This window comes from Limnoglobus roseus (assembly GCF_008254045.1).
Taxonomy (GTDB): Bacteria; Planctomycetota; Planctomycetia; order Gemmatales; family Gemmataceae; genus Limnoglobus; species Limnoglobus roseus.
Genome location: NZ_CP042425.1, coordinates 5,581,727 through 5,608,216, shown reverse-complemented (window position 1 = coordinate 5,608,216; position 26,490 = coordinate 5,581,727). Strand labels below are relative to the sequence as shown.

35 protein-coding genes are annotated in these 26,490 nt (G+C 64.3%); 10 read left to right on the top strand and 25 right to left on the bottom strand.

From position 1 onward, the window contains the following. Positions 1–240: 240 nt before the first annotated feature. The 8 genes from PX52LOC_RS23735 to PX52LOC_RS23700 all read right to left on the bottom strand — a co-directional run bounded on the left by PX52LOC_RS23735 (position 241) and on the right by PX52LOC_RS23700 (position 7,318). Positions 241–591, bottom strand: coding sequence for a hypothetical protein (locus PX52LOC_RS23735; protein ID WP_246173452.1), 351 nt, complete (start codon positions 589–591; stop codon positions 241–243). A 49-nt stretch (positions 592–640) separates the two neighbouring features. Continuing rightward, positions 641–892 (bottom strand): hypothetical protein, encoded by a 252-nt coding sequence (locus PX52LOC_RS23730; protein WP_149112412.1) that lies wholly within the window; start codon positions 890–892, stop codon positions 641–643. An 81-nt stretch (positions 893–973) separates the two neighbouring features. Next, positions 974–1,939: a DUF932 domain-containing protein gene (locus PX52LOC_RS23725; protein ID WP_149112411.1), complete on the bottom strand. Its 966-nt coding sequence runs from the start codon at positions 1,937–1,939 to the stop codon at positions 974–976. Positions 1,940–2,120: 181 nt separating this feature from the next. Continuing rightward, positions 2,121–3,635, bottom strand: a complete 1,515-nt coding sequence (locus PX52LOC_RS23720) for a DUF2325 domain-containing protein (RefSeq protein WP_149112410.1) — start codon at positions 3,633–3,635, stop codon at positions 2,121–2,123. A gap of 882 nt (positions 3,636–4,517) precedes the next feature. Continuing rightward, positions 4,518–6,053 carry a hypothetical protein gene (locus PX52LOC_RS23715; protein ID WP_149112409.1) on the bottom strand — a complete coding sequence of 512 codons (1,536 nt, stop codon included), beginning with the start codon at positions 6,051–6,053 and terminating at the stop codon, positions 4,518–4,520. A 113-nt stretch (positions 6,054–6,166) separates the two neighbouring features. Then, positions 6,167–6,460, bottom strand: a complete 294-nt coding sequence (locus PX52LOC_RS23710; RefSeq protein ID WP_149112408.1) for a hypothetical protein — start codon at positions 6,458–6,460, stop codon at positions 6,167–6,169. Then, a complete protein-coding gene (locus PX52LOC_RS23705) occupies positions 6,457–6,660 on the bottom strand; it encodes a MerR family transcriptional regulator (RefSeq protein ID WP_149112407.1) in 204 nt (67 codons plus the stop codon). Before PX52LOC_RS23705 ends, PX52LOC_RS23710 begins: the two co-directional genes overlap by 4 nt. 304 nt (positions 6,661–6,964) lie before the next feature. Continuing rightward, positions 6,965–7,318 (bottom strand): hypothetical protein, encoded by a 354-nt coding sequence (locus PX52LOC_RS23700; protein ID WP_149112406.1) that lies wholly within the window; start codon positions 7,316–7,318, stop codon positions 6,965–6,967. A 601-nt stretch (positions 7,319–7,919) separates the two neighbouring features. On the opposite strand from PX52LOC_RS23700, the gene PX52LOC_RS23695 reads away from it, so the two are divergent. From PX52LOC_RS23695 to PX52LOC_RS23680, 5 genes are all read left to right on the top strand, one after another. Then, entirely contained in the window at positions 7,920–8,165 is a 246-nt protein-coding gene (locus tag PX52LOC_RS23695; protein ID WP_149112405.1) for a hypothetical protein, read from the top strand. A gap of 414 nt (positions 8,166–8,579) precedes the next feature. Beyond that, on the top strand, positions 8,580–9,320 hold the full coding sequence (locus PX52LOC_RS23690) for a hypothetical protein (protein ID WP_149112404.1): 741 nt from the start codon (positions 8,580–8,582) through the stop codon (positions 9,318–9,320). Positions 9,321–9,419: 99 nt separating this feature from the next. Beyond that, a complete protein-coding gene (locus PX52LOC_RS40910) occupies positions 9,420–9,593 on the top strand; it encodes a hypothetical protein (protein WP_168219168.1) in 174 nt (57 codons plus the stop codon). 104 nt (positions 9,594–9,697) lie between these two features. Then, a complete protein-coding gene (locus tag PX52LOC_RS23685) occupies positions 9,698–10,120 on the top strand; it encodes a hypothetical protein (protein ID WP_149112403.1) in 423 nt (140 codons plus the stop codon). Between the two features lie 154 nt (positions 10,121–10,274). Next, on the top strand, positions 10,275–10,577 hold the full coding sequence (locus PX52LOC_RS23680; RefSeq protein ID WP_149112402.1) for a hypothetical protein: 303 nt from the start codon (positions 10,275–10,277) through the stop codon (positions 10,575–10,577). 121 nt (positions 10,578–10,698) lie between these two features. On the opposite strand, the gene PX52LOC_RS23675 is transcribed toward PX52LOC_RS23680, so the two are convergent. Next, positions 10,699–11,830 (bottom strand): IS3 family transposase gene (locus PX52LOC_RS23675; protein ID WP_390637529.1). Its coding sequence is split into 2 segments (ribosomal slippage): positions 10,699–11,547 and positions 11,549–11,830, totalling 1,131 coding nucleotides; the frame shifts between segments, so codons are not numbered across the junction. A 222-nt stretch (positions 11,831–12,052) separates the two neighbouring features. Between PX52LOC_RS23675 and PX52LOC_RS23670 the strand changes: the two genes are divergently transcribed. The 5 genes from PX52LOC_RS23670 (at position 12,053) to PX52LOC_RS23655 (ending at position 14,385) form a co-directional block, all read left to right on the top strand. Beyond that, positions 12,053–12,868, top strand: a complete 816-nt coding sequence (locus PX52LOC_RS23670) for a hypothetical protein (RefSeq protein WP_149112401.1) — start codon at positions 12,053–12,055, stop codon at positions 12,866–12,868. Positions 12,869–12,986: 118 nt separating this feature from the next. Further along, complete coding sequence (locus PX52LOC_RS23665; protein WP_149112400.1) at positions 12,987–13,565, top strand: hypothetical protein; 579 nt, start codon at positions 12,987–12,989, stop codon at positions 13,563–13,565. 57 nt (positions 13,566–13,622) lie between these two features. Next, positions 13,623–13,829: a hypothetical protein gene (locus tag PX52LOC_RS23660; RefSeq protein WP_149112399.1), complete on the top strand. Its 207-nt coding sequence runs from the start codon at positions 13,623–13,625 to the stop codon at positions 13,827–13,829. Between the two features lie 89 nt (positions 13,830–13,918). Beyond that, entirely contained in the window at positions 13,919–14,089 is a 171-nt protein-coding gene (locus PX52LOC_RS40905; protein WP_168219167.1) for a hypothetical protein, read from the top strand. Continuing rightward, positions 14,086–14,385: a hypothetical protein gene (locus tag PX52LOC_RS23655; RefSeq protein WP_149112398.1), complete on the top strand. Its 300-nt coding sequence runs from the start codon at positions 14,086–14,088 to the stop codon at positions 14,383–14,385. The genes PX52LOC_RS40905 and PX52LOC_RS23655 overlap by 4 nt, the downstream gene beginning before the upstream one ends. Positions 14,386–14,441: 56 nt before the next feature. Here the strand turns inward: PX52LOC_RS23655 and gloA2 are convergent, their stop codons facing one another. The 16 genes from gloA2 to brxD all read right to left on the bottom strand — a co-directional run bounded on the left by gloA2 (position 14,442) and on the right by brxD (position 26,487). Next, entirely contained in the window at positions 14,442–14,828 is a 387-nt protein-coding gene (gloA2, locus tag PX52LOC_RS23650; RefSeq protein WP_149112397.1) for an SMU1112c/YaeR family gloxylase I-like metalloprotein, read from the bottom strand. 33 nt (positions 14,829–14,861) lie between these two features. Next, a complete protein-coding gene (locus PX52LOC_RS23645; RefSeq protein ID WP_149112396.1) occupies positions 14,862–15,518 on the bottom strand; it encodes a DUF6304 family protein in 657 nt (218 codons plus the stop codon). 10 nt (positions 15,519–15,528) lie between these two features. After that, complete coding sequence (locus PX52LOC_RS40900) at positions 15,529–15,669, bottom strand: hypothetical protein (protein WP_168219166.1); 141 nt, start codon at positions 15,667–15,669, stop codon at positions 15,529–15,531. A 280-nt stretch (positions 15,670–15,949) separates the two neighbouring features. Further along, complete coding sequence (locus PX52LOC_RS23640; RefSeq protein ID WP_149112395.1) at positions 15,950–16,636, bottom strand: hypothetical protein; 687 nt, start codon at positions 16,634–16,636, stop codon at positions 15,950–15,952. Further along, positions 16,633–17,070: a VOC family protein gene (locus PX52LOC_RS23635; RefSeq protein ID WP_149112394.1), complete on the bottom strand. Its 438-nt coding sequence runs from the start codon at positions 17,068–17,070 to the stop codon at positions 16,633–16,635. The genes PX52LOC_RS23640 and PX52LOC_RS23635 overlap by 4 nt, the downstream gene beginning before the upstream one ends. 136 nt (positions 17,071–17,206) lie before the next feature. Beyond that, positions 17,207–17,671, bottom strand: a complete 465-nt coding sequence (locus tag PX52LOC_RS23630) for a DUF5990 family protein (RefSeq protein WP_149112393.1) — start codon at positions 17,669–17,671, stop codon at positions 17,207–17,209. Then, on the bottom strand, positions 17,668–18,003 hold the full coding sequence (locus tag PX52LOC_RS23625; protein WP_149112392.1) for a cupin domain-containing protein: 336 nt from the start codon (positions 18,001–18,003) through the stop codon (positions 17,668–17,670). Before PX52LOC_RS23625 ends, PX52LOC_RS23630 begins: the two co-directional genes overlap by 4 nt. Continuing rightward, entirely contained in the window at positions 18,000–18,680 is a 681-nt protein-coding gene (locus tag PX52LOC_RS23620; protein WP_149112391.1) for a DUF6930 domain-containing protein, read from the bottom strand. Before PX52LOC_RS23620 ends, PX52LOC_RS23625 begins: the two co-directional genes overlap by 4 nt. Positions 18,681–18,682: 2 nt before the next feature. Continuing rightward, positions 18,683–19,156 carry a hypothetical protein gene (locus PX52LOC_RS23615; RefSeq protein ID WP_149112390.1) on the bottom strand — a complete coding sequence of 158 codons (474 nt, stop codon included), beginning with the start codon at positions 19,154–19,156 and terminating at the stop codon, positions 18,683–18,685. Continuing rightward, on the bottom strand, positions 19,153–19,527 hold the full coding sequence (locus PX52LOC_RS23610; RefSeq protein ID WP_149112389.1) for a hypothetical protein: 375 nt from the start codon (positions 19,525–19,527) through the stop codon (positions 19,153–19,155). The genes PX52LOC_RS23615 and PX52LOC_RS23610 overlap by 4 nt, the downstream gene beginning before the upstream one ends. 4 nt (positions 19,528–19,531) lie before the next feature. Continuing rightward, a complete protein-coding gene (locus PX52LOC_RS42065) occupies positions 19,532–20,659 on the bottom strand; it encodes a DUF6398 domain-containing protein (RefSeq protein ID WP_218575147.1) in 1,128 nt (375 codons plus the stop codon). A gap of 68 nt (positions 20,660–20,727) precedes the next feature. Next, complete coding sequence (locus PX52LOC_RS23600; protein ID WP_149112388.1) at positions 20,728–21,696, bottom strand: plasmid pRiA4b ORF-3 family protein; 969 nt, start codon at positions 21,694–21,696, stop codon at positions 20,728–20,730. 63 nt (positions 21,697–21,759) lie between these two features. After that, a complete protein-coding gene (locus PX52LOC_RS23595; protein WP_149112387.1) occupies positions 21,760–22,593 on the bottom strand; it encodes a hypothetical protein in 834 nt (277 codons plus the stop codon). A gap of 143 nt (positions 22,594–22,736) precedes the next feature. Next, on the bottom strand, positions 22,737–23,069 hold the full coding sequence (locus PX52LOC_RS23590; protein ID WP_149112386.1) for a hypothetical protein: 333 nt from the start codon (positions 23,067–23,069) through the stop codon (positions 22,737–22,739). Further along, on the bottom strand, positions 23,066–25,174 hold the full coding sequence (locus PX52LOC_RS23585) for a DEAD/DEAH box helicase (protein ID WP_149112385.1): 2,109 nt from the start codon (positions 25,172–25,174) through the stop codon (positions 23,066–23,068). Before PX52LOC_RS23585 ends, PX52LOC_RS23590 begins: the two co-directional genes overlap by 4 nt. Further along, a complete protein-coding gene (gene brxD / locus PX52LOC_RS23580; protein WP_149112384.1) occupies positions 25,171–26,487 on the bottom strand; it encodes a BREX system ATP-binding protein BrxD in 1,317 nt (438 codons plus the stop codon). Before brxD ends, PX52LOC_RS23585 begins: the two co-directional genes overlap by 4 nt. Between the last annotated feature and the right edge of the window lie 3 nt (positions 26,488–26,490).

Here is a 26,490-nt window from a genome sequence, read left to right as displayed (position 1 = left end):
CAGTCTCCTGGGTTAGGATCGTCAGGTGGAGAAGTGGCCCGGCAAACACACCCTGCCGGGCGCATCGCAGTGTCGGATCAGCCCCCGGCTTCCTCTTCCGCAGCGGGCTGCCGAACCCTGGGTACAAGTGCCTAAAGCCGACGCACGCACGCCTTCCGGCAGACACTTGCGAGGCCGTTGCTTTGTCGCCGCTTGTAGACCGGGCCGAGCCGGTCTAGTTCACACTCGAAAAAGATTCCGTCACCCTGGCGTTCCCGGAAACCGCTGCTCGTGGACGACGGCGAACGCCGCCCGTCGCTCGGCGACGAACACTTCCCCGGTCGTGGCGTCGGCCACTATCCAGTGACGGGCGGGTCGCTCCGAGTCGCCCAGGTGGATGTCGTGTTCGTCCAGCCACTTCAGGACGTGCGGTTGGCTCTTGAAACTCAGGTACAGCCAGTTGTCGCAAAGGCCGCAGGCCGAATGCACGCCATCATCGAAGCAAGATTCGTCACCACACGGCTCCCAATACAGGGCGACGAAGCGCCGGGAGCCGGGATACCCGAAGGCGGCGAGCCAGCCGTCCGGGAGTCGGAATGGGGCTTTCAACACGATGCTTCTCCAAAAGGCTGAAGGAAAAGTTTCCAAGCGGGTTGCGGGCCTACCGACCGTCCGGCACGAAATTGAAGAAGAACCTCGGATGGTGCTGAAAGAACACCGAACCCTTCCGCCCGTCGCTCCGACGCCGGACGACGCACACGGGGGCCATGAAGCCGATGACCTCGAACTCGGTGCGCAGTTCGTGCGTCGTCCAGACCGTGCCGTGAGCAGCCTCCAGCGCTTCTCGGCTGCCGGGCTGGGCGTTGATTTCCACGAGACGTTCACGCCGGACGGTTTCCGTCAAGTCGTCCATCGCAGGCTCCGCTGTCGAGTTGGGGTGGGGTGAAGGACGATCCCGGCGGGCTGGTTCCCGCCGGGATGCAGAAGTTGCTGCTCACGCCGCCATCGCCACGGCGACTTCCAGGGCGTGCTTGTTGGTGCTGGCCCCGTCGCCGAACCACAAGCTGTTCATGCGGGTGTCGGCGCTGCGGCCCCGCTCGTGCGTCAGCCACTCGGACACGCCGTTGTACGCCGACCAGTACGTCCCACGGATCGAAGGCAGGTCGTTGCCCCGGCCCGTTTCCGCCAGCCGGACGATCTCCTCGACGATGTTCTTCATCCGGGTGCTAGCGTCCTGGTCGTCTTCCAACTTGAACACCCGCCGGACGTAGGTGCGGAGGTCGCTCTGGTTGATGCTTTTCCGGGCGAGCAAGCGGTACTGCTCGGCGGTGGCCTCGAACTGGCTGTTGGCGAGGTTCATCACCGCCCGCACGTTCGCCAAGTTCTGCAACACGTCACGGGTGTGCTTGATGCGAATCAACTTCGAGGCGTCGGCGGCGTGTGCCATCGAGAGCGTATTCTGGCACACGACACGCACGGGGGTGAAGCCGCAGCGAACCGCCAAGCTCCCGTCGTGCCCGTGGCTGAGGAGGAGAAACTTCTCGACCTCATCGCCTTCGGCGATCACCAGTGGGTCACGGGTCAGCCGGGCGAGTACCCACACCCGGCTCCCGCCCACCAAACTGCCCGCCGTGTGCAGGCTCGCTTCCTTGGTGTCCAGGAACGGCTGAAACCAACCGAAGGCGTCCTTGTTCTGAAGCGGGGCGTACCGGGGACCGACGACGCCGAGAACCTTGTTGTCGGTCGAGCGCCGCACGGCCTTGTGCGTCACGGTGGCCTGCGTGTCGGCGGTCACGAGCGGGACCAGTTCCACATCCCAATCCAACCCGGCCTTCCTGCTGGCGCTCGTCCAGTCGTAGAGGTCGGACTCTTCGAGGGGAGTGCCAAGGCCGTGCCACGGGGTCTTCCCGAAGTACGCCATGCTCGCCGTACCGTTGACGACTTCGATCTCGTGCGCCACGATCTTCCCCTTGCGTGTGTCGTGTCGTTTCGTTCTCGCAAGGTAGACCGGGCCGGTGCGGTCTAGTTCATGGTGGACCCACGTTTTCCTGGGCAAATTGAGTGTGCGTGGCGACTCGACGGCGACGTGAAACAACACAGCGGCGGCGGGAACTGTTCCCACCGCCGTCCTGCAACCGCCGTCACGAAGGGGATGCGACCTTCAGCCGTTCGCCCGCCTGCTCCACGATCCGGTAGGCCAGTTGATTCGGGTTGTAACCGCCCGGAATCCAGACGAGTGGCTTGCCGTAACGCCGACACGTTTCGTCCACTTCCCCGTAGGAATGACTGGCCCAGCGGACGGCGAGCAGGACCACCGCCACATCGGGCCGGGCGACGAACGGCTCGAAGTCCTTGTACGAGTCGTGCTTACTGGTCCCGATCCAGACGAGTTCCTTCAGGCCGAACGCCCGCTCCACCGCCGTCCTTGCGTCCGGCCTTTCGTCGCCGCCGATCATCACCACGGAACGCCCCGTCAACAGTTGCCGGGCAAGTTGCACTTCGGCACTCTCCGGTTCACCGCTGGCGGGCGACTCCAGTGCGGATCGCCGGTTGATGAACGTCTCGACGGCCCGGACGACGAGGCGGAACCCGTCGGGCTGGTCGGGCCACTCCCGGAGCCGGTCGAAGACCGGGAGCAGTATGTCACGGAGTTCCTTGTTGCTGGGGGCGAGGCCCGTCAGCACGAGGTCGTTGACACCGGCCACCAACTCGGCCCACGCCTCGTGCGGGGCCGAGTTCGGCGGCAGGACCACCGACGCCTTGTGCCGGACCTTGGACAACAGCTTGCTGATCTTCCGGCCCCGGTTCTGCCGGTGATCGAACTCTTGCGACAAGTGGTGGATGCGCCCGGCGACAGCGGCCCACTCCGACGGGTCAGTCGGGGCGTCAAGCGTCATTCCCTCACGAGGGATTACCCCGTGCTCATCTGCGGCTTGTTTCAACCAGCGGTATGCGGCCCGTTGATCGTCGTCGCCGTGCCCGCCACACTCGTTCACGGCCACCAGAAGTGCCGACTGCGACGTGGCGATCAACTCCAGGGCGGGAGCGATCTCGTTGCCGTCCCAGCCCACCGCTTCGATCACCCGCTCGGCCAGGGCGAGGGCTTCGGCCAAGTTCTCGTACGAAGCGGCGATCAGGTCGAAGTGGTCGGGGCGTTGGGGGCGAGGGCCGGTCGGGTGGAGCATCCAGAGGTAGCACCCCTCCTGCTTCGCCGCCCGGAAGAGTTCCGTGTCCCGTGGTCTGATTTCCAGGTTCAAGTCCGCTCCGTCGGCGACCATTCGGGAGCGTTCCGCCGCCCACCCTGCGGCCTCGGCCTTGAGTCGAAGCCGCTTCTGCGCCCCCTCCAAGGTGAACGGCACGGCGGGCCGGGGGTTCGGCAGCCGGGGCTGGATCGTGGGACGGTTGGGTGTCACGGGCGGGGGCGGAACCGCTGCGGGCGGCGAGGCGGCGGTCGCCGGGGCCGGGGCCACGACCGGCTTCACGTCTCCCACGGGGGCGGCTGGTACTTCGGCACGGGAGGGGGCGGCGTCCGTCGTCAGGGCCAGGACTTCCTCAGCACAGGTGCGTAACCCGGCCTGTAGCTCGGCGTCGGCTCTGACGGCACGGAGGATGCGTTCGACGACCCCCAGGACGGTCTTCTGAAAGTGCTCGGTCATGCGTCGGTCCCCTTTCGGACGGGCTGCGGAGTGGTGAAAAACACGCAGGGTCGCAGGGGGCGTGAACGCCGTGCTGGTGGGCCGGGGACTTCGAAACTTGTTTCGCCGGGCAGACCGGGCGGTCGGCGTCTGGTTTCCGGTGTCGTCGGGATTTCTCGACGGCGCTGGGAGCGTGGGCGGCTCGCCGAACGCCTCCTGGACGACTCGGCCAGGAACAGAACGGCTCAACGTAGTTGGTCACGTCGCCGAACCGCCGCCAGACCTGTTCCGCTACGAACGACTTGCCGCCGAAATACGGGAACGGTTGCTTCACCACGAAAAGTCCTCCTGCGAAGGGATGGGGTAACGCAGAAGGCGGCAAGTTGTCGCAAGGTAGACCGGCCCGGTCGGGTCTAGTTCATGGTCGCCTCGAAAATAATGTGCGTGTCCGGGCAGCGGTGGTGAGATGCGGCAATTACCCGGAACGCAGTTAATACCGCTGCGGCGACGAGGGCGTGGTGACGTAATAACGGCGTGGGACGGGGGGCTTGAGGGCCGGGTGGCAACCGCCAGCCGTAACCGGAATCTCACCGGACGACATCGACGGCTCGGAGACGTGTCCACCCGATGCGGACAACTGCCCCGTGGACCCGCACAACAAGACGCATCTAGCCGGGATCGGCGTTTTGCTCCTACAGGGGTCCAAACTGATGGCTAACCCGTGTCCCAGGAGAGGTTTGGGTTGCGCACGACTGTTTGGCTGCGTCGGTGCGAATGCTTGAACGGAAGGGAGATGTGTGGTTATCAGCGAGGTCATGGCCGATCAGGAGAGGGATAATAGCCCGCACGCCCGCCGGGGCGTAGTCCGACCGCCGATCCGACAGAGGGACCGTGCTGGGGCCGTCAAGCCGCTGCTTCGTACAGGATTTCGTCGAGCCTTTGCCGCTGATGCGGACTCGCCCAGAAGTCGAACTGCCGTTCCGGGGTCGAAACCCGGCAGGGGCGGGTGCGGTTGGGGGTGAAGTCGATTTTCACTTCCTGAATAGATGCCTCTCCCCCTTTCGTGGCGACCGCCAAATACTCTTCCTTGATGTGGTACTGCATCGCCTTCCCCGGCTTCCCGCCCTCGGCGTAGAACCAGTAGGTGTTGTCGATCACGTTCAGCACGCCGCAGTCCACCAGCATCCGGTGGATCGCCGCCCACTTCTTCCCGCACCACCCCCGTGTGAAGTACCGTTCTTTCACCATCCAGTTCCACCACGCCTCGGCCCTCTTAACCGGCGCACCGTGGTTCTCGTTGGGGTGGCGGAATTGGAGGTCGAGGATGGTCAGGGCGTACTGCACGTCGAGGCTGTACAACCGCTGTCCCTTCGGCCTGTGCTGCCGGGAGGCGTCCATGCAGCGGTAGCTCAGGCTCTTGTACCGATTGATCCGGTCGGGAATATCTTCGATCTCCTGCTCCGTGAGCGGCATCCCCGACAGGCTCTTGCAGACGTTGGCCTTCGACCGCCCCTTGACCTCCGGGGTAACTTTTCCGGCGACGGAGCGGAGCGGAGTCGTCGGGCTTGATGCGGAGCGGAGCGGAGCATCACGGTCGTCGAGGGTGTCATCCCCGTCGCAGCCTTCGACGGTGCTGGGCGACGGAAATTCGACGAGAGCGTCAGTCCCTCTGTCAAAGTGCGAGTCGATCACGAAGCAGGCCGAAGGCGAAGTGCCCCGCTTGGTGTCTTCCTTCAGCCTGCGGGTCCAACCCTTCAGCATCTCGACCGTGACGTGGGCGGTGTTCTTGAAAGTGTCGAGTTTAGTGTAATTCCAGTTCTTGAACGGGAGCCGCCCCAACTGGTTGAAGCCTTTGGGGGTGTCCACGTTCGTTTGGAAGCACTTGGCGACGGCCCAGGAATCCAGAGCTTCGGTGAAGGCGGTGTAGGCTTGCTTGAACTTCGGGTAGACGGAATCCTTCCAACAACCCTTCACCCAAAGACGGCCCTCGTTGAAGAACAGGTTGTCGGGACCGACGAAGTTGAGGACGGCCTGCGTAAGTTGGGCCTTGTCGGTTTGGTGGGGGTGGTGGTCGTCCAGGTCGAGGTACACTAGCGACAGGCTCGAAGCGGAGGCTTTGTTGCAGGTAAAATACTGGTCGTCGAACTCGATGCCCCTTTGAATCCGTTTGGCGTTGAGCCGACCGGCGTGGTACTGCATTGCGACACGCTTCGGGTCGCTGCTGTTGTGGCGGTCGGCGTACTCGGCCTTGAGCCAGTTGGGAATGCTTAAGTGCGGGGAGTCCTGATACCGCTCACCGCAAGTGAACAGGTCGAGGTACGGGTGCAGGACTTGGAACGTGTCGCCCGCCAGCGTCCCCTTCCAGGTCTTTCGGGGAGATTTCTTTTTCGACCTGGGTTTCGCCGCAATTTTCGAGTCGGTGGCACTATAATACAGCATAGTTCTCGCAGACTATAAGTGCCCCCGGCTTCAGTTTCCCGACCGAGCCGGGGGCATGTTATTTGTTGTTGTTGGAAAGCGATCCCATCGCTCGCCCGTTCCCGTCATTTCGGTCAGCCGCCCCGGATGAGGATGCAGCCGTCAACTATCTCCTCGCCTTTATCGCCGCCCCGTCGGTTGCCCGCCCCGTCCAGGACACCGCACGCCTTCTGCTCATTCCAAAGCCAATGCGAGCCGCCGAACTCCAGCAGCTTTTCCTGTACGAAACCTTCGTCCAGCGCCCGGTGGCTGGGTCGCCCGTCATCGGTGCGGAGGCCGAGAGCCTTCAATTTCCTTCCGACATCCTGGGCGTTGATGCCGTAGACGCTTCCCAAAGCCGTCATGGTGATGAAATTCGCCGTGTTCATTTCGTCACCCCCTTCGGCCCGTACTTGTTGTCCATCGCCCGGCGGATGTTCTCGATGTCGGCCCTACTGAAGATGCGTTTGCCGCCGATTCGGAGCTTCGGCTCATCCACGAGGCCGTTGACGATCATGTAAACGATTTGGAACGGCTTCCGACCGAGTTCTCGTGCCACGTCGCCGAGCAGGTAGTGTTCTTGTTGCATGGTGTACTCCTTTGTGGTATCTATCCAGCACCATCAGTTTTCTTCTTGACGAAAACCGACTGTGCGGGATATTCACCAGTTCGATTTCTGCGGGATTCCCATCGGTTCCGTTTGCACTGCGACCACCGGGGGCCGTAGCCCGTCCTGGGGTGGTACTCATTCACCCGGCGCACCGTGGCGAGGAGTTGATCGAGGTCTTCGGAATGGAGAGTCACTTCGAGCTTCCGCACCACTCCGACCGAGCCTCCTCGCCACGACCACCGTGGTCCAGGTGCAGTCGCCGCAGTCGCACGAGTCGATATTGTTATCGCCTTGACTTCAGGCAATAGGGCAACCGCTCGTTGGGCACATCGTCCAGACCGAGTTTGTGAATGAGTCCCAGCTTGAACTCCTCGTAGTCCTCTCCCTGACGTGCCCGATATTCCGCCATTTCCGATTCGGCGACCTCCGTGATGTAACACTCCCGTTCCTGTTCGGTCGCCAGCCGAGCCAGTGTCTTCCACTGCTGGGGCGTCAATTTGAGAATTACATCCCGGTGTTTTCTGCCGCCATAGCACAGCTTGGTATCGGTCAGCACCAAGTCGGTTTCCTCAAGCCACCCGGTTTCACCCAACTTGAGATCGCCCTCGACGACGTACTCGACTCGTTCGTTGTCCATTTGTCACCGATCCATTTGTTGTGTTCGACGAATTCAGAGCCGCAATCGCCACGGCGTAAAAACGTGGCTCGTTGTTGCCCGGCGCAAGGCCGATCAACATCTGGAGGCAAAGACGCTGCTCACGATCAACAATCCTGTCCGGCGCAGTCCGGGCGCTTCAGTTGAAGTTGGTTGGGCGATTGGTGGTGGAGATCAGTAGTCGAGTGAGGGTGGCTTTGAAGTCGTTGTAAGCGTGGTGAAGTGAAAGTAGGTTGGTGTTTTGTAGTAGTTGCTTCGTCGTCACGCACAATTCTAAGCGAGCGACTGGCGAGGAAACAAGAGATGAATTTCGTGAATATCCGAGAATCGTTTTCGTCGGCTGTAGCGCCTCAAGAAGTGCCGCCGACTCGTGAGCATATCCCGACGGCGGATCGGGCCGTCCCCCGGTTGATGCGGCAGGACGGACCCGCTCCGAGGTCGGCGAACTCGCCGCCTCCGACGAGTAGGGCCGAGCGTATCACCCACTACTGAAAGCGGCGATATAGAATATGCGGCGGATAAGCGCTTCGAGTCAGTATCGCCTTTGGACTGCGATATTGGATATGTGCGGGATATATACTTTATGCACCTGCCACAGTTCCTCTCGTGGGTCGAGCAGCGCCACCGCCGACTCGATAGTCATATTTCCCAAGCCGATAAGATCGTGCCGCTGCTCCAGCAGGCCGGGCCAACGGGCATGACCCGCAGGCAACTGACCGGGGCCATCGACCTGGAGCCTTCGCTCGTGGACGCCCTCTTGTCGGCGCTGCTCGACAGCGGGCAGATCAGGGTCGCCGTCGTTGGCGGCGTCCACATTTACACAGCTTGAAGCGCAGTTCTGAAGAAGTTTACGATCAACTATACAACCTCCCGGAACCGTAGTATTATCGGCTACGGTCGTGGGTTGTCAGCCGGTTGGCCCACGCCCGAAAGTCCCTGCGGGCAGGCGCAGGGGGTGGCCTCACGGCCACCGTCGCAACCGGCAGCCCTGCCAGCCAACCAGGACAGGGGGCAGCCCGCTTCGTCCCCCCGCAGGCTGCCACGCCGATTTCGGCATGTCGGGAAGCGTGAAGTCCACCACCGGACTGAATGCTTCCGGGTGCAGCGTCCCACATTCAGTGTAGTTCCCCATTATCAGTGCTGCGATGCCCAACTCACCGCCGCAACCGGTGGTTTGTGTCGTCGTGTTTGCATCGCAGCCGAGTAGATGGGTAACAAGTTCGACATTACTGAAGGAATGACGATGGACACCGTGAAGAACATCCTGATCGACGAGGAATTCACCGGCCTGGACAACACCTTCATCCAGGACAACGAGATCGTGCAACTCAAGCTGATGGACGCCGACACCGGCGACGGCATCCGCATCGACTTCCGGGCCACCAAGCCGGTGTCGCTCTTCCACCGGCTGCACTGTGGGCTTGAGGGCGAGTACCCCGGCGAGGCGTCGTTCACGGCAGCCGCCTTCGAGACGGCCCTGGCGAAGATCGGCGTCACGCCGGAAAGCGAGCGCCGCTACTTCGGCTACGGCGTCTCTTCCGACACCGCCATGCTCAGGAAGTACAGGGTGAAGATCGAGATCGTGGACCTCCAGGAACTCATCCGCCTCAACCCGGAGTACGAGCAGCAGATGGCCGTCGGCGGGTCGAGCATGGAGGTGGCGTACCTGCTCCTGACCGGCAAACGCCCGCCGCTCGACACCCACTTCGGGTTGGGGGAACTGGACCTGATCCGGGAGATTTACCGCAAGGTGATGGCGTTCACCGGCTGCAACACGCTGCTGTCAGTCATGCCTTACGGACACTGTGCCGGGATGCCCATCGACGAATACGTCGCTGGCTATCGCCGGGCCGCCGACGGCTACCGCTTCAACAACTCGGACCTGCTCGCCAAGTCCCTGACCGCCCGGATTCCGGCCCGTGTGTTCTACCACGACGACGAAGACGACTTCGACGACGATTGGGGCGATGACGACGACGATTGAGGCGACGACGACGACGCCTAACCTTCACTCCTCTTCGCCGCTGCGACGCCGCCCCTTCTAGGGCGGCTCGCCGCCACAACGACCCTCAAGGCAACGGCCATGACCACGAAGACCGACACGAGCCACTGCGGGAGCGGCTATGGCGTCCGTGACGAGGACGACCGGCTCCCGCTTTCCGGGACCACCGTTTCCCAGGCGAAGGCGTTCCTCCGGGACGCCGTGAACATCCCTTACATCGCAGACGCCTTGGTGAACGGTCGCCCGTCGGTTTGAGGCACGTCCTCCGAAACGGTGACCGGCTGGGATTTTCCCAACGGGTCCGGTCGGGGAACCGCTTAAGCCAAGTCTCGGACCTGACTGCAACGACCCAGGAGGGAATGACCGTGCTGATCGAACTCAACAGATTCATGACAGCGGAAGACGTTCGGGTGGCGTATCGGCTGCCCGAACCCCTGGCGCAGAACGTTCTGCCCCTGTTGCCCGTCGCCTACACGACGCCGGACGGCACGACCTATCACCTGGAGAGCGAAGTGGACGAGTTCTTCGCCAGATACGTCCTCCAGGGGCAGCGAGAGGCGGGACGGGCAGACCCGCCAGCGCCCGGCAAGCTGGGTCGCAGAACCGAGACGCTGGAGATCGCCAACTTCGCCAACGAACTCAGAAGCCAGGGGAAGTCCTGGAAGGAGGTTCGCCGGGCCTGTGGTCAGCGGTGGCCGAACGACGAGCGGGTGCAGGACTCGGAGCGGGTCCGGGCGACGTGGCGCAGGCATTTTGGCCCGGCTCGTCGGAAGTCGGATTAAGTCCGAAGTCCGCTTTGAACCCACCCCCAGCGTCGTGATTCAATTTCCTCACGGACGGCGGGAGCGGCGTCCTAGCTCTTGGTTATAGCCCCAAGTGGCTTGCATTGTCGCCGCTCCCGCCTGTTCTCGGTCGCCGCACAAGAAGAGGCATGACGTGAATAACCGCAAGTATTACTGGCTCTCGATCACGAACGTCAACGGGGTCGGCGGGAGCGCCTTGCTCTCCCCCCTGGGTCCGCAAACCCAGGAGGAATTGCTCACCGCCACCTATTTCGGCGGGCCGGATGAGTCCCTACAGCTTGTGGGGTTCACCACGATGGAGGAGTGCCGGACGGTCAACAAGACCCTGCTCGAAGCGCCGGTCCCCGAAATCCTGAAGCTGTACGACTCGTGGCAAGAGCGGGTCGAGTCCGGGGAGATCGTCGTCGTCAATAGGGGGCCAAACAACGGCAATTGACGAGCCTTCCTGTCCGAGATCAATGGGATTTTCCCAAGCTCCCCGCCAGGAGATCACTCCTGGCAGGAGTATCTCTTTATAGTGGACCCCATTTGCGAGACCAAAAACCGACGAATTTAAGCTACTCCTTCGCCGGCTCTTTTGACCGTCCGGCCCGGTACACCTCGGCCGGGGTCTTGTACCCCAGTGACTGGTGCAAGCGGGCCTCGTTGTAGAAGGTGAAGTACGCCTTCAACCCCCGCTCCAACTCGGTCACCGTCTCGTATCCCCGCAGGAACACGTCCTCGTACTTCACCGTCCGCCACAGCCGCTCGACGAACACGTTGTCCAGGCACCGCCCCCGGCCGTCCATGCTCACCCGCGCCCCGGCCGCCTCCACCCGCTCGACCCACGCCCCGGCCGTGAACTGCACCCCTTGATCGGTGTTGAACACCTCCGGGGTGCCGGCCGCCAACGCCTCGTCCAGCATGTCCCGGCAGAACGCCCCGTCGAGCGTGTTCGACAACCGCCAGGCCACCACGTACCGGCTGTACCAGTCGATGGTGGCGGCCAAGTACATGAACCCGCCGGGCAGCGGCAGGTATGTAATGTCGGCACTCCACACCTGCCCGACGCGGTCGATCGGCACGCCGCGGAGGAGGTACGGGTACACCGGGTGGCCCCGCCCGGCCGACAGCTTCGGCTTCGGGTGGATGGCTTCCAGGCCCATGACCCGGAGCAACCGCTGGACCCGCTTGCGGTTCGCCGGGTGGCCGTTGCGGGCCAGCCACCGGGCGATCCGCCGGCTGCCGTAGAACGGGCAGGCCGTGTACTGCTCGTCGATCCGCCGCATGAGGGCCAGGTTGTCGGCCGACTCCTCGGCCGGCCCCCGGTAGTACGTGGCCCGGCCGAGCCCGACCAGTTGGCACTGCCGACGGACGCTCAGGTCGGCGTGCCCGGGGTCGATCAGCGGCCGCAGGTCGTCAACCGAACGTCGCAGCTTTTTTTTTCACCCAGTCGAGCTCGACCTTGAGCCGGCCGATCTGCTCGTACAGCGCGGGTGTCTGGTCGTCGCCGGGGGCGACCGCCTTCGCTCCGGCGGCGAACACGGCCTCGGCCCCGGCCAGGAGTTGCTTCTTCCACCCGTGGATGAGGGTCGGGTGGACGCCGAAGTGGGCGGCCAACTCGTTGACCGTCTTGTCGCCCTTCACCGCGGCCAGAGCGACCTGGGCTTTGAACGCCGCCGTGTGGGTCTTCCGCTTCGCCGTCATCAGGACCACCTCCGAGGGCCGCCAGAGTAGCTTACCTGGCGGTCTCAGTTTCGGGGTCCACTATACTTCGAACGGTCTGGAAACCTCCCAAGGCGACTGTGGTATTACCGCCATTCGGTATGCGATATACGACAACTAGGAGGGCCAACCATGAACGAGTTGTACGAGTTCTTGCCGCAGCAAGACACCTATTGGGTTCTCCGAAACGGCGTTGATTACTGCAAGATGGGCAAGCCCGGCCTGGATACCGGCTACATGGTCTTTCTGGATCGTGACAAGGCGGAAGCGTTTCGCCTTGACATCGGCCAGGATACGACGAACCGCCTCCAGTCGGTGGACATCGACAACGCCAGATTGGAAGAACTCTTTCTGAAAGGCAACATCTGCCACATGACCGGGCCACTCACTTTCTCCGTGTTGAAGGCGCAGGTCAAGAGGCTTGAAGCCCACAAAGGCGAACAGGGCCGGAGCCGAGTCCCGATCACCGAGCCGTGCCCGATGGGTTGGGTACGGGCGACCATCGCAACTTCGGAAGGCCAGATTGAGCAGGCTTGGGTGAACCCCACTACTCTGGCTTCCCCATCCGGCGCTCGCTCGAAACTTTCCGCCGAGCAAAAGGACCGACTAAAAAAGGTCCGCTGGCAGATGAAGGAACACGACGGGCAGACCTACGAGAAGTGGGTCGCCAACTTCGAGGCAGACACGACGCCCGAACGTGAACTCCGCATTTGGGAAGCGTTGGCCCGCACCTACACGGCGGAAACGTCGCTTCGCCGTCACAGCAAGAAAGAGCGGCGGCAACTCTACACGGCGCTGCTCTCCTGTAGGGTGTGTGGATCGCCCGAAGCCGCCGTGTCTTCGCATCCCTGGTTGAAAAACTACAGCCGCCTCGACGAAGTGTTTGCTCGATTCCAGGCGTACTTGTCGGAAACGTGGACAGCGGACGACGAGCGGAAGTACCGGGAGCGGCTGCCCGAACGACTCCAGAACACGGGCAGTGTTGGGGACGGCCAACACCGATATGGTGGAACCTTCTCGTGAGGAGCGGCATCACCCTGGACGATGTTGCCTGGGAGTACGCTCTCAAGATCACACTGCCCGCAACCGCAATAGCATTGAAACCGACATTTGATCTGCACGTTATCCGCACCGGGGATGAATGATGGCTCGGCTTGATCCCATTCACGGCCTCCGGGAGTTGCTGGCAGACCCGGCCCCGCCGACTTCGGAAATTGAAACGCACTTGGCCCAGGTGTGGGACGCCCTCGCCGGTGACGACGGCGGGATGCTGGGCAGGAAGCTGCACGGGCGCATGGAGGCGGTTGTCTGGAATCCGCCCGTGCTGACGTTTCGGATCGAGCGGCACGGGGCGACCGTTCTGAAGTCCAGCCGGGCTGAGGTCCAGGAGTGGACGGTGGACCTGGAGCAGCGAACGAAATCCGTCGGGGTCGTCGGGCGGCGGCAACTCCAGCCGCCCCAGCCCCGCATGAACGTGATGCCCGTCGCCGAGGAACTTGCCAGCGCCATTCTGGGTGGGCGGCAAGACCCCCGGCTGAAATGGGACGGTGCTGGGCGGGTGCGGCTCCTGATGAACACCGTCTTGCCCACAGGGTCAGCGGTGAAGGAGACCCTGGCCGGTCGCCGGAAGCGGCTGCGAGAGGCGGTAGCAGCACTGCTCGGTGCGGCTGGGTGGAAGATGGGTAAAGCGAATGTCTTCGAGAAGCTGGGGGCGGCGTAGCCTTCGGCCCAGGTCTGGCAAAGGCAAAAAACGATCAAAGAGAAAAGGAGACAAGTAATGAGCGTGAAGGAGACATGGTATGCCGTTCGTGGTGTCCTCACCCAAAAGCAATTGGACCAACTGCCGCCGCAGGTGTACGCCGAGTTGCAGGTGTTCGACCCGGCAACCTCGACGTGGGACGAGTATGGCATCGAGACTGCCGATGGTTGCGTAGCCAGGAATCCACCGTTTGACGAGGTGGCGGTAGGGAGGCATCGGGAATGACAAGTTTTTAGCCGGGCAATGGCACTTTCTGTATCGCCTTCGTGCGACGTACTCGCCGGTGACGACGGAGGCATGACCCGCTCGGACGGATGGAGAAGGTCGCTTGGGAGCCGCCCAAGATCGTCGTCCGCATCGAGCGGCACGAGGCGACCATGATGGGTTCGAGCCGGGCCGAGGTCCAGGAGTGGACCATCGACCTGGAGCACCGAACCAAGACGGTCCAGGTTGAACTCATCAACGTGTTCAGGAGTGACAAATGACCAACCACAACTGCGGCGTTTCGCTTTGCCTGATCTGCGTTCACCTGGAACCGGGGGGCGACTGGTGGGGCGTGCCCGACGGCGGCGAGTTCTACGATTGGGTGTGCAGCAATTGCATCACACTGTTTAAGAACGGTGGCTGTCCCAACCCAAGTGATGTCGAGTTGGTGTGTGCCGACTGTGTACGGTTGATGCAAGCCAATTCTCGCCTCCACCACCCGCTGGAACACGGCGACGGCTCCTGGTCATATGAGGACGAGTTGGTGTTCCGGCCCGGTGAACCTCGTCCCGAATGAGTTTGACGACCCGGCCAGCGGCGGGGTGGTGATTCGACAACCCGATTCTGCCGCCGTCACTGCTCGTACAGTTCGAGCGGCAGGCCGTCCGGGTCGGCGAGGAACGTGAACCGTTTTCCCGTGAACTCGTCCACCCGCACAGGCTCGACCGCCACGCCCTTCTTCGTCAGTTCGGCGACTGCCTCGTCGATGTCGGCGACCTCGAACGCCAGATGCCGCAGGCCGCACGCCTCTGGATAACTCAGTCGTTTCGGCGGGTCGGGGAAGCTGAACAACTCGACCTGAGTGCCGTCCGGCAGCCGCAGGTCGAGCTTGTACGAGTTGCGTTCCGCCCGGAAGACCTCGGCGACGACCTCCAGGCCAAGGACTTCGGTGTAGAACCGCTTCGACTGCTCGTAAACCGAGCAGATGACGGCGACGTGGTGCGTGCGCAGGATGTTCACGTCTTCCTCCAGAGACAGGTCGAGAGCTTCCACTCATCCCCGATACCCCGTGCCGGGCACACGCCGCTCGAACTCCGAGCAGAGATGCGTTTCTTGCACGAACTCGTTCATCGTGTCCCACACGACGAAGAGGGCGTCTTTGCCCGTCACCGCCCGGTAGCCCGTCTTGTTGTCCCGGAAGCAGGCCAGCCCGCCGAACAGCCCGTGCCCGCAGGGGCTGTAGTCGGAGAAGGCGCAGTTGATGCACGCCTTCAAGAACGTGCCGGGCGGTAGTTTCCGCTGCACGTCCAGCATCTCGTCCTCGAACCAGCCGCTCGTGCCGTCCGATGCGTGGGTCTGCCCGCCGAAGGTCAGACGGAGGGCGAGCCGTTCCCGGTCCATCTGGCCCGTCGGCAGCGGCTCGCCGAGGACAAGCTCGAAGGTCAGGAGGCCGTCCACGGTTCCGGTCGGCGTGACGACCGGGATTGGGATGTCGGCCTCCAGGGTGCAGAAGCACAGGCTCCCGTGCAGGAGGGTGAAGGTCGCCAACTGCGCCGGGTCCGTCACCCCCAGCGGCTCGAAGCCGTCGAAGTCGTTTCCGTGGAACCGGACGCCACGGACAACCATCGCCAGTGTCTCGGTATCGTTGGTAATCGCCGTGGTTTCCGTCCCGAAGCGATCCGTGTACCGGGCGGGGTAGATCACCGTCATCGTTCAGCCCTCACGCCGTCTCAAGGAGCCGCCGGGTGTTCGGGGCGAAACACCCGGCGTCGAAGTCGGGACCGCTCGTGGCGATGACCGAGCCGTTCCGCACCCAGGCCGTTTCGCCCGCCCCCCGAACCCCGCCCAGGAATTCCGACACGACAGACAGCGCTTCCGCCCCGTCAATATCGACTCCACGAGTTCCAGCACGCCGTCCCGATCCAGCCGGGCGACGATCTCGGTGAGCTTGGCGAACGCCTGGACCGACGGGCCGCTCCAGAAGGCCATCTGAAAATTATGTCCCGTGTGATCGCCCTGACCACCCGCTCGTCGGCGTCGTGCAAGTACCTGATCCGCTCCACCGGCAGCTTGGAGTATTTGGCGAGACTTCTGAGGCCGACCGGGTTGCTGGTCATTGGCTCGCCCCCTTGCATTCCTGGTCAGCTTCGTTTCCCACCGGCAGCCTCAAGCACCTTGGCGACATCAGCAGTTACTCTCGCCTTCGCAGGGTGATCGCTCGTGACCAGCAGGCCGAGGGCCGTCGAGCCGCCGTACATCTCGGCCCTGGCGTTCACGTCGGCCCCCGCTTCGACCAGCAGGCGGGCGATGTCGGCGAGGTTCATCGGCACTCGCTGGCGGTACGTCTCGACCCCGTTCGAGCCGACGTAGTGCAGCAGCGTGGCCCGGTGGCCGAAGCTCGACCGGCGGCGGACGAGCGACGGGTCGGCGGACAGCAGGCCACCCAGCGTCTCGGCATCACCGCCGAGCAGCGTGTCCACGGCGAACTCGAACGCCGGGTCGGGCGGGGCAGCGCCCCGTTCCTCCACGTCTGACCAGTCGGCGAACCCGTACTCCCTGGCGACGGTCTGCCGGGCGTCGTCCAGCGTGAAGGGGCCGCTCATGATCTCGTCGGCGGGGCGGCAGACCAGCGTGGGATGCCAGCAGGTGACGTGCGTGACCACCGCCCGGTCGCCCGCCCTGTGCCCCTCGACCATCCGGTGCGCCTGCCGGTCGAGTTGGTCCCGGATCGGCAGGCGGCGCACGGCGTCGGTGAGCAGGTCACGGTGGAGGCGTTCGACCGCCCGGACCTGATCGCAGACGTACACGAGTGGTATGGCTACGTTCATCCGCCCTCCGTTGGCCGGGGTCGCCACGCTCCGTCTGCCGTGCCGTCGGGACTCGCTAGGACGACCTTGTAGCCATCCGGGTCACGCAGCCAGACCTCCCAATGGTTCGGGCCTCCGTCGCCGTCAGGCGGGTTGCGGTGGCGTGGCATGATGATTTCAATGCCCATCGCCTCGGCCCGTGCGGTGGCCTCGTCAAAGTCGTCTACCTCGAACCAGAGGAGCAAGCCGTTCCCCGGCGGGAGGTCGTTCGGGTCGCCGATCCGCCCGTGGTGATGCTCCTTCTCCCAGCGGTGCAGTTGCAGGACCAACCGACCGAAGTGGACGAGCCGTTCGTAGTTCGGCCCGCCGTGGTCGCTGCGACAGCGAAGTAGCCGCTGATACCACAGGCTGCTGGCCTCGACATCCCGGACGCAGATCAACGGTTGTGGGCGCAAGATGACCCTCCCGGGAACACGGCCAGCCAGATCGTCGGCTCAGAGGGCGGAAGCGGCGGCTCGAACGGCCTTCGGCGTTGGGCCGGGAACGAAAGCTCGTCCGGGGTTCGTTACACACGCCTCCGTGCCACGACGTTCACCGCCTGCACACCTTCCAGCCATCGGCGGGCTTCACAGTTGCACAACTCGGCCCGCCGTCCTTGCCCGTCCCTGGCAGCCGGGCTTCCAGCACCAGTTTCGTGGACGCCCTCTCGATCATCTCCCAGGTGATGCCACCCAACGGAACCTTGATTCGCCGCTCCCAGGCAGAGTCGGACTGCCCGGCACACTTCCCGATGTCGAGGTAGATAAACCGGCCCGTCACCGGCCCCTGCGCCAGCGGGCCGAGGAAGTTCGGCAGCCCGTCGTCACGGGTGTCTTTGGCCGTCACGGTGAACTCGAAGGTGAGGTCGCCGCCGCTCGACCGCTGCGTCTGGATCGTCGTGTAGTCGCTGCCCTTTCCCTGCTGAACGCCGAAGTCCACGCCAGCCGGGGGAGCGACCAGGACGACACGGAGCCGGACCTCGGCCTCCTCCCTCGGTGCTTTGCCCTCTTCCTTCATCGGCTCGTGACCTCCGGGACGACGTTGTAATGCACGGCCAGCCAGACCGTCGGCTCGTCCGGCGTCGTCCACTCGACCCGGTGCTTCCGGTGCGCCGGTATGTTGATGAAACTTCCCGGCTTCATCTCCACCGCCTCGTCCTCGAACCTCAGTTTCGCCGCCCCGGTCAGCACCAGCACCCACTCGTGCCGGTCCTGATCGTACCAGAAGCCGTCGGGCGAGGCGTGACCGTGCGAGACGATCCGCTCGATGCGCACGTCGGCGGCTTCGAGCAGGGTGGTGACGAGTTCGGTTGGCAATTCAGCCGGGAGGTCGGTGAGCAGGTTGTTCATTCGATCCCCTCCCGCTCGAAATGCCCGGCCAGTCCCTTATCCAGCGCCGCCATCGCCTCGGCCAGCGTGCCCGCCTTGTCGTCCTCGAAGACCACCCCGCCGTAGTCGATGGCCCGGACGATGAAGCCGAAGCCCTCCTGGTCGCCGATCTCGATGTGGCCGTAGCCCTGCACCCACTTGGCGGTGGCGGGGAACGACTGCTGCACGTCGGTCGGGCCGGGCGTGCGCAGGATCAGCGGGTTGGACCTCGCCCTCCGCATCTGACGGAGGAAGTCCACATAAACATCTTCGACGGCGGGCAGGTCGTTCTGGACGGCGACTTCGACGCCGAGTTGCCCCAGGTGCGGGAACAACTCTTCCCAGCGGGGGTTGCCCCGGACGGCGATTCGCCGGGGGCGGTGGGCGGTATCCGTCATCGGGCGGCGCATCGCTGCGGCGAGCAGGTCGGCCAGATCGTTCACGTCCGGCGTGTAGTCCACCGGGAGGCAGACCAACGGGTTGCCTTGGGGGGTCGAAACGACCAGCCCCAGGTAGTGCGTCTCCGTCTGGCCCTGCGGCTTCGGCATCGCCCGGAAGTCGGCCTCCCAGGTGTCTTCGTTCTGCTCCAGCCGCTTGAGATGTGTCTTGACGAAGGCCGTTCCCTTGCCGAGCTTCAATTGGCCCGCTGCCTTTCCCACGATCAAGCCCCCCGTTCGCCGGTCTTGGTTTCGAGGAACCGGGTCAGGTTCTCGGCGTCGTCCGTGCCGATCCGCAGCGTGCCGCCGTTCCTGAGACGGACGACGACGCAGGACCGGCCCCACAGGTTCCACACCCAGCCGCCCCGGACGCTGTAGTGGACGCCCCAGCCGTCCAGGAGGAGCGTGCGCCCGACCTCGACCGCCCCGATGTCGGCGTAGCTCACCGCCGTGCGCATCAGGGGCAGCGGGCCGAAGCGAACGGCCAGCCGGTCGCCCCGGTCCTCGACCGTCAGGTGGTGGACCGCCGTGCCGAACAGGGCGAGGACGCCGCCCACGGCGACGGCGACGAAGACGCCCGGCGTGTCGCCGACGCCCAGGCCGACGGCGCAGCAGAGGAGCGCCGGGGCGTAGAGGATCAGGCACAGCGGGGCGGTCTGCGTGTGCGAGTATTCCGGCGTGAGGGGGTCGGTCGTCATCGTTTCGGTTTCTTCGGCTTCGGGTCAGGCTCGTCTTTCCGCTGCGCTACGAACTCGGAGTCGTCGCCGCCGTGGAAGAAGATCATGCCGTGCAGTTCGTCGCCCTTCACGACGGCCCATCCCCGGCCCTGCGCCGGGTCCATCTCGTCGTTGCCGTCCCAGGTCCACTCGACGGCGGGTTCCCCGTCTCGTTTGGTCGGCTTGTAGTCCATCTGTCCGTGGACGTAGCCGAAGTGGAACTCGCCGCCGCCCTTGTCGTCGAACTCGAAGTACCCTTCCTCCTCTTCGTCGATGTAGGATTCGTCCCAGGCGCTCATCGAGACGATCCGCCAGCGGCCTGCAAACGGGGACTTCGGTTTCGACTTCGCCATCGGTTTACTCCTCGTCGTCGTCCTTGAGCGGTTGCGGTCGTTCGGGGATGTACGGGATCAGACCCTTCCGCAGTGCCTCTTCCTGAATCTCCCGCTTCAGGAACCGGGCGTCCACCAGGAAGCCGTTCACCTGGATCATCCAAGCCGTCGGGTTCCGTTCGATCCGGCTGCGGAGCGACCACGCCGGGTCCATCGGCCTGATCTTCAGCGTCTTGCGGATCAGCATCGACTTGCCCTGGCCGGTGCTTTCGCCGACGCCGAACGCCTTGTCGATGGCCGTCAGCTTCATGTGCGGCGTCTGGCTGCGGTCGTCCAGGAAGTTCACCCAGCCGATGGTGCGGACGATGCCGCACGCCCACGTCTGCGGCTTCCCGCCGACCAGCGGCGACGGGCGCTTGCGGGCCAGCTTCTCGGCTAACTTCCGACACAGCCCGGCGTACTCCTCGTTCAGATGCTCCCGGCAGAACTCGTCGATCAGCCCGACGATCACCGCCAGCGACTCGTCCTTTTCCTCCTTGAGCGGCGGCTTCGGGGCGGGCTTGGCCTTCGGCGCTTTCACTGCCGGTGGCGTGGCCGAGAGTGGCAGAGACGTGACGATCCCGTGCCGGTCCTTGGCCGTCTTGAAGTCCTCGTTGAGATTGCGCCGGATGCCGGGGCCGAACGACACGTTGTAGCTGGTCAGCAGGCCGTCGTAGACGATCCGGTCCTTGAAGGGCAGCAGGACCGTCTGCGTCAGTACCGGCAGGTAGGGGCCGATCAACTCCTCGAACGGCTGCGACAGGGCCAAGACGCCGTAGGCGACGGGCTTCGTTTCGGTCGAGAGGAACACGGTGTACTTCTTGAGTTCCCGGAAGACGTAGAACCGGCCCGCTACCAGATGTTGCCACGAGCGCACGATGTCGAGTTCGTCGTCCGACAGATCAGCGGGATTTTCGCCGACGAACGACTCGATCAGATCGAGGTTGGCGGTCAGGGCGTCCCGGACCTTGAGGCGCACGCCCGGCGGGAGGGCGGCGAACTCTTCCGGCGAGGCGAGCGTGTCGGGGATCACCGAAAGGCGCTGGTTCACGAAGAACAGGAGCGCCCGGTGCAGCTTGAAGAACAGTTCGAGTTCGTACGGGGGAAGCAGCATTGGGAATCAACCACGTTAAGATTCAACTGCGCCGAGTCGTCTCCGGGCGTTGCGGAACACGTCGTCCGCTACGTCACCTTTCGCATCGCCTTCGTCGCCTTCGTCGCATCGAACGCTTCGGGATCGAACGGCCCCCGCCATTCCAGCAGTTCTTCGTGTTGCTCATCCTGGGGATCAGCGATGGCGGCGAGGTAGTCAGCGTAGCCCGGTGGCCCGCCGCAGTCTTCCGGTGGGCAGGCCCGCTCTCCTTCGAGGCAGATTGGGGGCTTCGCCTTCGGGACGGCGGGCGGGAACCCCTCGAACAGAACCTCGTGCCGCCAGCCGTCGCCGAAGTCGTACTCGTACACCCACTGGGCCGTCCGGCTCGACTCCGGGAGCAGTGTGCTGAGGAGAACGTCCGTCTCGTCCTCGGAGTCGGTGTCGTCGCCGTCCGGGGCCGGTTCGGTGTACCGCACGCTGCCGATCTCGAACTGGTGCAGGTGGTAGTTCTCCCACCCGAACGCCGCCTGGATGATCTCGTGGAACTCGACCAGCGTGCAGTCGGGAACCCGGACCCGCCGCCAGATGGCCGGTGCGATGTCCAGCAGGGTGATTTTGAACTGGAACAGCCGGTCGGTCTTCGCCGGGGCCGGGAGCAAGAAGTCGAACCCCTCGATGTCTTCTTCCTCGAAGAACTTGATGACTCGGCTCATCACCGCCATCAGTCGCTTCTTGTCGGCGCTCGGAGCGGACACGGCGGCTTGGCCGGTTTCGTCGTTGAGCGTGTGCAGTTCGTTCCAGGTGACGGGGACGACCTGCGTGCCGTCCCCGGCCTGCGCCATCTTCTTCTTCAGGGTCCGGCCCAGGTGCGTGCAGCGGAGCAGCGTCTCCCGCTGTTGCGGGGTCAGCTTGAGCGGGTAGGTGTGGCTGGCCTTTTTGGTCCGCTTGAGGCGGAACACAATCGCCTCCGACCCCCGGCCCGCCAAGTAGTCGGCCAGACCCGTCTGGAGTTTCTGCCGGGCCTGGGCCGGGGTAATGGGCTTGTCGTCGGGTGTCATGGTCGATCCGCCGCACCGGAAGGTGGTGTCGAGAAACTGTCTTCGTTTGCCAGCGATCCGTCGTCACGCATGGGGCAACGTCGCCTTCAGGTCCGGGATTCCGGCGAGGAAGATCGCATCGCTCCGGTGGTGGTGGTACGCCTTGAAGACGAACTCGTTCCAGTAGTTCGGGTCGGGGCCGTGCTTGAAGAGTCGGTGCAGCCCCGTCGCATCGTTGACGGAACCCGCCAGCGCCCTGCGGAGGAACTGCGACCACTCGTTCTGACCCGCCATCAGGATGTACGGGGTCGTGAAGGCGACGTGGTACTGCGCCAGATCGGGCAGCAGCGGCGGGAGGAGCCGGACGTACCAGAGTTCGCCAATTGTTCCCCGATACCCGGAAGTCGGGTGGCAGACGGATTCGGCGTTCGTGACGAGTTCCCGCAGCCGGACGTGCGGGCCGTCCGTGCCGACGTGCTGGTACACGCCCATGCGGGAAGCGGCCATCTTCTTCAGGGCGTCGAGTTGGTCGGGGTTCATGCCCACCACGTCGTTCGACTCGATCAGGCACGAGGCCAGCGTGTCGCCGTCGTCGAACGGGAGGTCGTAGAACGCCCAGGACGTGAAGAAGCTGCCCGTCAGCGGACTCATCGGCGGTCCCGACGGCATGTATTCGTCTTCGGCCTTGGCGACGAGGTGGGCGTACTTCTTCATCTCCGGGAGGCGGGACGTTCCCTCGGCGAAGAACGACGTGACGTGCTGGACGAAGGCGTAGGCGGCGTGAACGGGGTCCATGCCCTGCCTGATCCACGCCTCAATGTCGGGCGTGTCCGGGTGGCGGGGCGTCTTCCCGGTCGGGAGGTCCGAGAGTCCACCCCGGCTCAACTTGGCGTGCAGTTTCTTGCTGGTCCGGCCCACTCGGAATCTCCTTGCCGATCCACTCGGCGGTCAAGAAATCTTGCCCCGATGGAGCATCGCTCACCACGCAGGCTACTCCAAGCGGCCAGCCTGTCGCCCCGTCCAATTCAGGGTTGTCTGTGCCTTTCACCAGATACGCCCCGCTACCGCTGCCTTTTGGTTTCCGCCACCTTCGCCACCAAGTAGCCCACTTCGTCCCCGTCGAGTTCGGCGACCGGGGCAACCCCGTGGATGTTCCTGATGAGGTCGGCGGCAGCCCCCAAGAAGGTCGAGAAACCCGGCTGGCCGTCGCACCGACCGAGGAACGCCCCGTCCGGCGTGACGGCCATCTCGACCAGCCGGGGCGTGGTCCAGTCTTCGTTCAGGAGGCAGCCGAGGATCGCCTGGAAATGCTCGCTGACCTCGACGGCGTGGAGCTTGCGGGCGCAATTCTGCCGTATCTGTTCAGGGTCACGAATTGGGATGTCCTCGGTCATGCCTTCTCGCTCCTTTCCCCGGCCACGATGACCCGCATTCGCTCCCGGCGAATTGCCTCAATCGCTTCGGGATCGTTAAACCGGGCGGCGAATACCGCACCGGCAATCGAGGGCGGCAGGCATTCCCCGAACTTCAAGTTGTCGATGGCCTCCGGGCCGGGCACGGGAACGATCTCGTCTCGGATGCGTGAGTCGATCAGCCGCTCGACATCGGCGAGTTTCAAGGATGAGGGGAACCGAAGGCAGAGATTATCCGCCTTCGCCTTCGTACCGCCGCCGAGGCGATCCGCCACGAGGGTGTTCGCCAGCCCACCGGCGAACGTCCACCACTGAACCTCGCCGTTCGGTTGCTGCACCAGGGTGGTCCGGTCGGAAGTCGCCCAGGGGTATTCCATCCGAACCTCGCCGATCTGGGCCGTCGCCCGCTGCGACCAGTTCGGTTCGTTCGCTTCGGTTGCCAGCACCCGGCGAATGGCTTGGCACACACGGAAGCCGAGGAACTGTCCTTCGCCGATCCAGCGGGACCGCCCCTTCTCGTCGGTCGGTTCGACGTGGGCGATGCGGCGGTTCCAGTCCAGGTGATTCGTCTTCCAGCTTCGGCCCGCCAGCACGAGGATGACCGGGCCTTCCTGCCGCTTGTAGAACGTCGATTCGTGGACGTTGCCTAGCTCCTTCTGGCCGCTCATGACACGGAACAGCGGTGGCGACGTGAAGACCGACAAGAGTTCCAGGAAGTTCTTTCTGCCGTATTCGGCCTCTCCCTCGACCCCGAAGGAAAGCACTCCGGCGTCGTCGAACAGGGTTCCGGTGAGGACCAAGTGGTCCACGAGCGCCCCGACCTGTTCATCGGGCATGGCCGCAAACGCCGGTACGTCGAGCAGCCACTCCGAAAAGGTTCGCCGCCCGACCCCACGCTCTTGAAGCACCAGGGCCATCAACTGCTGGGCGAGGATGTGGAACGGCTTGGGCGGGGCGTTCACGGGTTCGACGAACCCACGGCCCCACAGGTCCAGCAACGCCGCCGCCCGCAACAAGCCTTCGTCGCTCGTTGCCAGGAAGAGACAGTTGGATCGTCCCCCGGCCCGCCGCCCGGTGCGGCCCATCCGCTGCAAGAAGGACGACACCGTGGCCGGGGCGTCGATCTGGATCACCCGGTCGAGGTCGCCCACGTCGAGGCCGAGTTCCAGGGAACTCGTGGCGACGATGACGCAATTCTGCTTCTGGGCGAACGCCTCTTCCGCCGCCCGCCGCTCGTCGAGGCCCAACGAACTGTGGGAGACGAAGGTATCGACCCCTCGCTCTCGCAGGAGCAGGGCCAATCGCTCCACCCTGGAGCGGCTGTCGCAGAAGACCAGCCGCTTCTCGCCCCGGTGCAGCAGCGAGATCACCTTGGCGGCGTTGTCGAGCGAGCCGACGTAATCCAGTTGCACGTCGGGCGCTTGCCGTGAGGCAGGCGGCGGCGACACGACCCGGCGCTCACGCTTCGATCCCGCCGACAGCCACGTTAGCATCTCGTCAGGGTTTCCCACCGTCGCCGAGAGGCCGACCCGCTGGAGGTCACGGTCGGCCAGTCGCCGGATGCGGGAAAAGACGGAAAGCAGATGCCAGCCCCGGTCGTCACCGGCGAAAGCGTGAAGTTCGTCGATGACGACGCACCGGACGTTCTTGAAGAACTCCCGGTGGTCGATCCTCGTGGACACCAAGATCGCTTCGAGGGATTCCGGCGTGGTCAGCAGGCAGTCCGGGGGGTCGGCGAGAATCCGCCGCCGCTCGCCCTGCGTCGTGTCCCCGTGCCAGCAGGCCGCTCGACGCCCGACCAGCGAGAAGTAGTTTTGGAGGCGCTGCTCCTGGTTGTTGAGGAGTGCCCGGATCGGACTGACGTAGAGGACCGAGAGGCCGTCCCACCCCTCGGTGAGCATCCGAGAAATGACCGGGAAGAACGCCGATTCGGTCTTCCCGCCTGCGGTCGGGGCGAGGATGACGAGGTTGGCCCCCGTGAGAAATGCCTCGATGGACAACGACTGCACTTCTCGCAACTCCCCCCAGCCCAGGGAGTTGACGATGTGGTGTTGCAGGGCCGGGTGTAGCTGCTCGAATGCGGTCACGGGTCAAGCTCGATGTCGTCCACGCCTTGGGCGTGGGATTCACGTTCAACGGCGGTCATCTCGCTGCCGGTGATCGTCAACTGGTAGTGCTTGGTCGGGTCGAAGTCGTCGAACTGGTCGATGCGGTCCAGCACGTCCGAAACCAACTTCTTGAGGAACAACCGGGGGGCGATCCCCACCTTGCCGCCGAGCTTGCCGGTGACGGAGCGGGCCAGCAGTTCGACGTAGGCGTTGGAGGCGAGGCGGCGAACCCGATCCGGCGAGGTGCAGTCGGCGGCGTACAGGTCACGCACTTTGACGCCGACCTCCAGCAGGCGCTCGTGGTCGAACGCCGAGAGTCGCAGTTGGACCGCACGGGGGTTGTCGAACCGGGGGTCGGTCTGGAAGTCCACATGCAGCCGCTGGGCCAGGGGTTCGAGCCGCCGCACGCCCTGCGGCCCGTCGAAGAAGGCCGGGGTTCCGGTCGTGAGCAAGTACAGGTTCGGGAACCGCCCGCCGTCGATGTCGTCGATCAACTGCCGCAGGGCGTTGAGTCCCTTCTCCCGCACGTCGCCCCGCACCCGTTGCAGAGTCTCGATCTCGTCGAGGACCAGCACCAGCCCGGAGTACCCCGAATCCTTCAGAATCAGGAGGAGGCCACGCAGAAAGCTCAGGGCGGCGTAGTGGTCCACGTCGCCCTTCACCCCGGCCACCCGCTTCACCGAGGCGGCGACGTGGGGTTGCCCCGCCAGCCACCCGGCCAGCCCTTCCGCCGTGGCGTGGTCGTTGGCACGCTGGGCCGTCCGGTACGCCCGCAGAGCGGCGGCGAATTGGGGGGTGGCACGGGTGATCTCGCCCAGCCGCTGCTCCAGCAGTTCGTCGGCCCGCAGCGAGAGCGCCTTCTCGTCGGACGGGTCCATCGTCCCTTCGGCCAGTACGTCCTCTTCAAGCCCGTAGAACCAGCCGTCGATGACGGAGCGGAAAGCGCCCAGGAAGCAGTCGGTCGTGGAAAGCTGCTCCATCGCACGGCGGTAGACCGTTTCGAGCCGGTGCAGCGGCGTTTCCGTCTCGGAGATTTGCACTTCGGCGGTGGCGAATCCCTTCTTCTTGGCGTACTCCTGGACCCACCGGCCAAAGAACGTCTTGCCGCAGCCGTAGTCGCCCCGCACGGCCTTGAACATGGAGCCGCCCTGCGCCACGTCGGCCAGTTCGCCGGTCATCACGGGTTCGTAGCGGCCCAGCCCGACGGCCAGGAAATCCAGGCCACGTTGCGGGACCGTCCCCTTCCGCAGGGCGGCGATGATCTCTCGGCGTCGTTCGGGGCTGATGTCCATGGC

Excerpts from the sequence above, each read along its gene's own strand:
- PX52LOC_RS23705 (WP_149112407.1), bottom strand. The coding sequence starts at position 6,660 with ATGCAACAAGAACACTACCTGCTCGGCGACGTGGCACGAGAACTCGGT.
- PX52LOC_RS23645 (WP_149112396.1), bottom strand. The coding sequence starts at position 15,518 with ATGACGGTGATCTACCCCGCCCGGTACACGGATCGCTTCGGGACGGAA.
- PX52LOC_RS23715 (WP_149112409.1), bottom strand. The coding sequence starts at position 6,053 with ATGCTGTATTATAGTGCCACCGACTCGAAAATTGCGGCGAAACCCAGG.
- PX52LOC_RS23610 (WP_149112389.1), bottom strand. The coding sequence starts at position 19,527 with ATGGCGAAGTCGAAACCGAAGTCCCCGTTTGCAGGCCGCTGGCGGATC.
- PX52LOC_RS23710 (WP_149112408.1), bottom strand. The coding sequence starts at position 6,460 with ATGAACACGGCGAATTTCATCACCATGACGGCTTTGGGAAGCGTCTAC.
- PX52LOC_RS23685 (WP_149112403.1), top strand. The coding sequence starts at position 9,698 with ATGACCGTGCTGATCGAACTCAACAGATTCATGACAGCGGAAGACGTT.
- PX52LOC_RS23600 (WP_149112388.1), bottom strand. The coding sequence starts at position 21,696 with ATGACACCCGACGACAAGCCCATTACCCCGGCCCAGGCCCGGCAGAAA.
- PX52LOC_RS23630 (WP_149112393.1), bottom strand. The coding sequence starts at position 17,671 with ATGAAGGAAGAGGGCAAAGCACCGAGGGAGGAGGCCGAGGTCCGGCTC.
- PX52LOC_RS23640 (WP_149112395.1), bottom strand. The coding sequence starts at position 16,636 with ATGAACGTAGCCATACCACTCGTGTACGTCTGCGATCAGGTCCGGGCG.
- PX52LOC_RS23720 (WP_149112410.1), bottom strand. The coding sequence starts at position 3,635 with ATGACCGAGCACTTTCAGAAGACCGTCCTGGGGGTCGTCGAACGCATC.
- PX52LOC_RS23690 (WP_149112404.1), top strand. The coding sequence starts at position 8,580 with ATGGACACCGTGAAGAACATCCTGATCGACGAGGAATTCACCGGCCTG.
- PX52LOC_RS23625 (WP_149112392.1), bottom strand. The coding sequence starts at position 18,003 with ATGAACAACCTGCTCACCGACCTCCCGGCTGAATTGCCAACCGAACTC.
- PX52LOC_RS23665 (WP_149112400.1), top strand. The coding sequence starts at position 12,987 with ATGATGGCTCGGCTTGATCCCATTCACGGCCTCCGGGAGTTGCTGGCA.
- PX52LOC_RS42065 (WP_218575147.1), bottom strand. The coding sequence starts at position 20,659 with ATGCTGCTTCCCCCGTACGAACTCGAACTGTTCTTCAAGCTGCACCGG.
- PX52LOC_RS23695 (WP_149112405.1), top strand. The coding sequence starts at position 7,920 with ATGCACCTGCCACAGTTCCTCTCGTGGGTCGAGCAGCGCCACCGCCGA.
- PX52LOC_RS23700 (WP_149112406.1), bottom strand. The coding sequence starts at position 7,318 with ATGGACAACGAACGAGTCGAGTACGTCGTCGAGGGCGATCTCAAGTTG.
- PX52LOC_RS23670 (WP_149112401.1), top strand. The coding sequence starts at position 12,053 with ATGGGCAAGCCCGGCCTGGATACCGGCTACATGGTCTTTCTGGATCGT.
- PX52LOC_RS40910 (WP_168219168.1), top strand. The coding sequence starts at position 9,420 with ATGACCACGAAGACCGACACGAGCCACTGCGGGAGCGGCTATGGCGTC.
- PX52LOC_RS23655 (WP_149112398.1), top strand. The coding sequence starts at position 14,086 with ATGACCAACCACAACTGCGGCGTTTCGCTTTGCCTGATCTGCGTTCAC.
- PX52LOC_RS23660 (WP_149112399.1), top strand. The coding sequence starts at position 13,623 with ATGAGCGTGAAGGAGACATGGTATGCCGTTCGTGGTGTCCTCACCCAA.
- PX52LOC_RS23615 (WP_149112390.1), bottom strand. The coding sequence starts at position 19,156 with ATGACGACCGACCCCCTCACGCCGGAATACTCGCACACGCAGACCGCC.
- PX52LOC_RS40905 (WP_168219167.1), top strand. The coding sequence starts at position 13,919 with ATGGAGAAGGTCGCTTGGGAGCCGCCCAAGATCGTCGTCCGCATCGAG.
- PX52LOC_RS23730 (WP_149112412.1), bottom strand. The coding sequence starts at position 892 with ATGGACGACTTGACGGAAACCGTCCGGCGTGAACGTCTCGTGGAAATC.
- PX52LOC_RS23590 (WP_149112386.1), bottom strand. The coding sequence starts at position 23,069 with ATGACCGAGGACATCCCAATTCGTGACCCTGAACAGATACGGCAGAAT.
- brxD (WP_149112384.1), bottom strand. The coding sequence starts at position 26,487 with ATGGACATCAGCCCCGAACGACGCCGAGAGATCATCGCCGCCCTGCGG.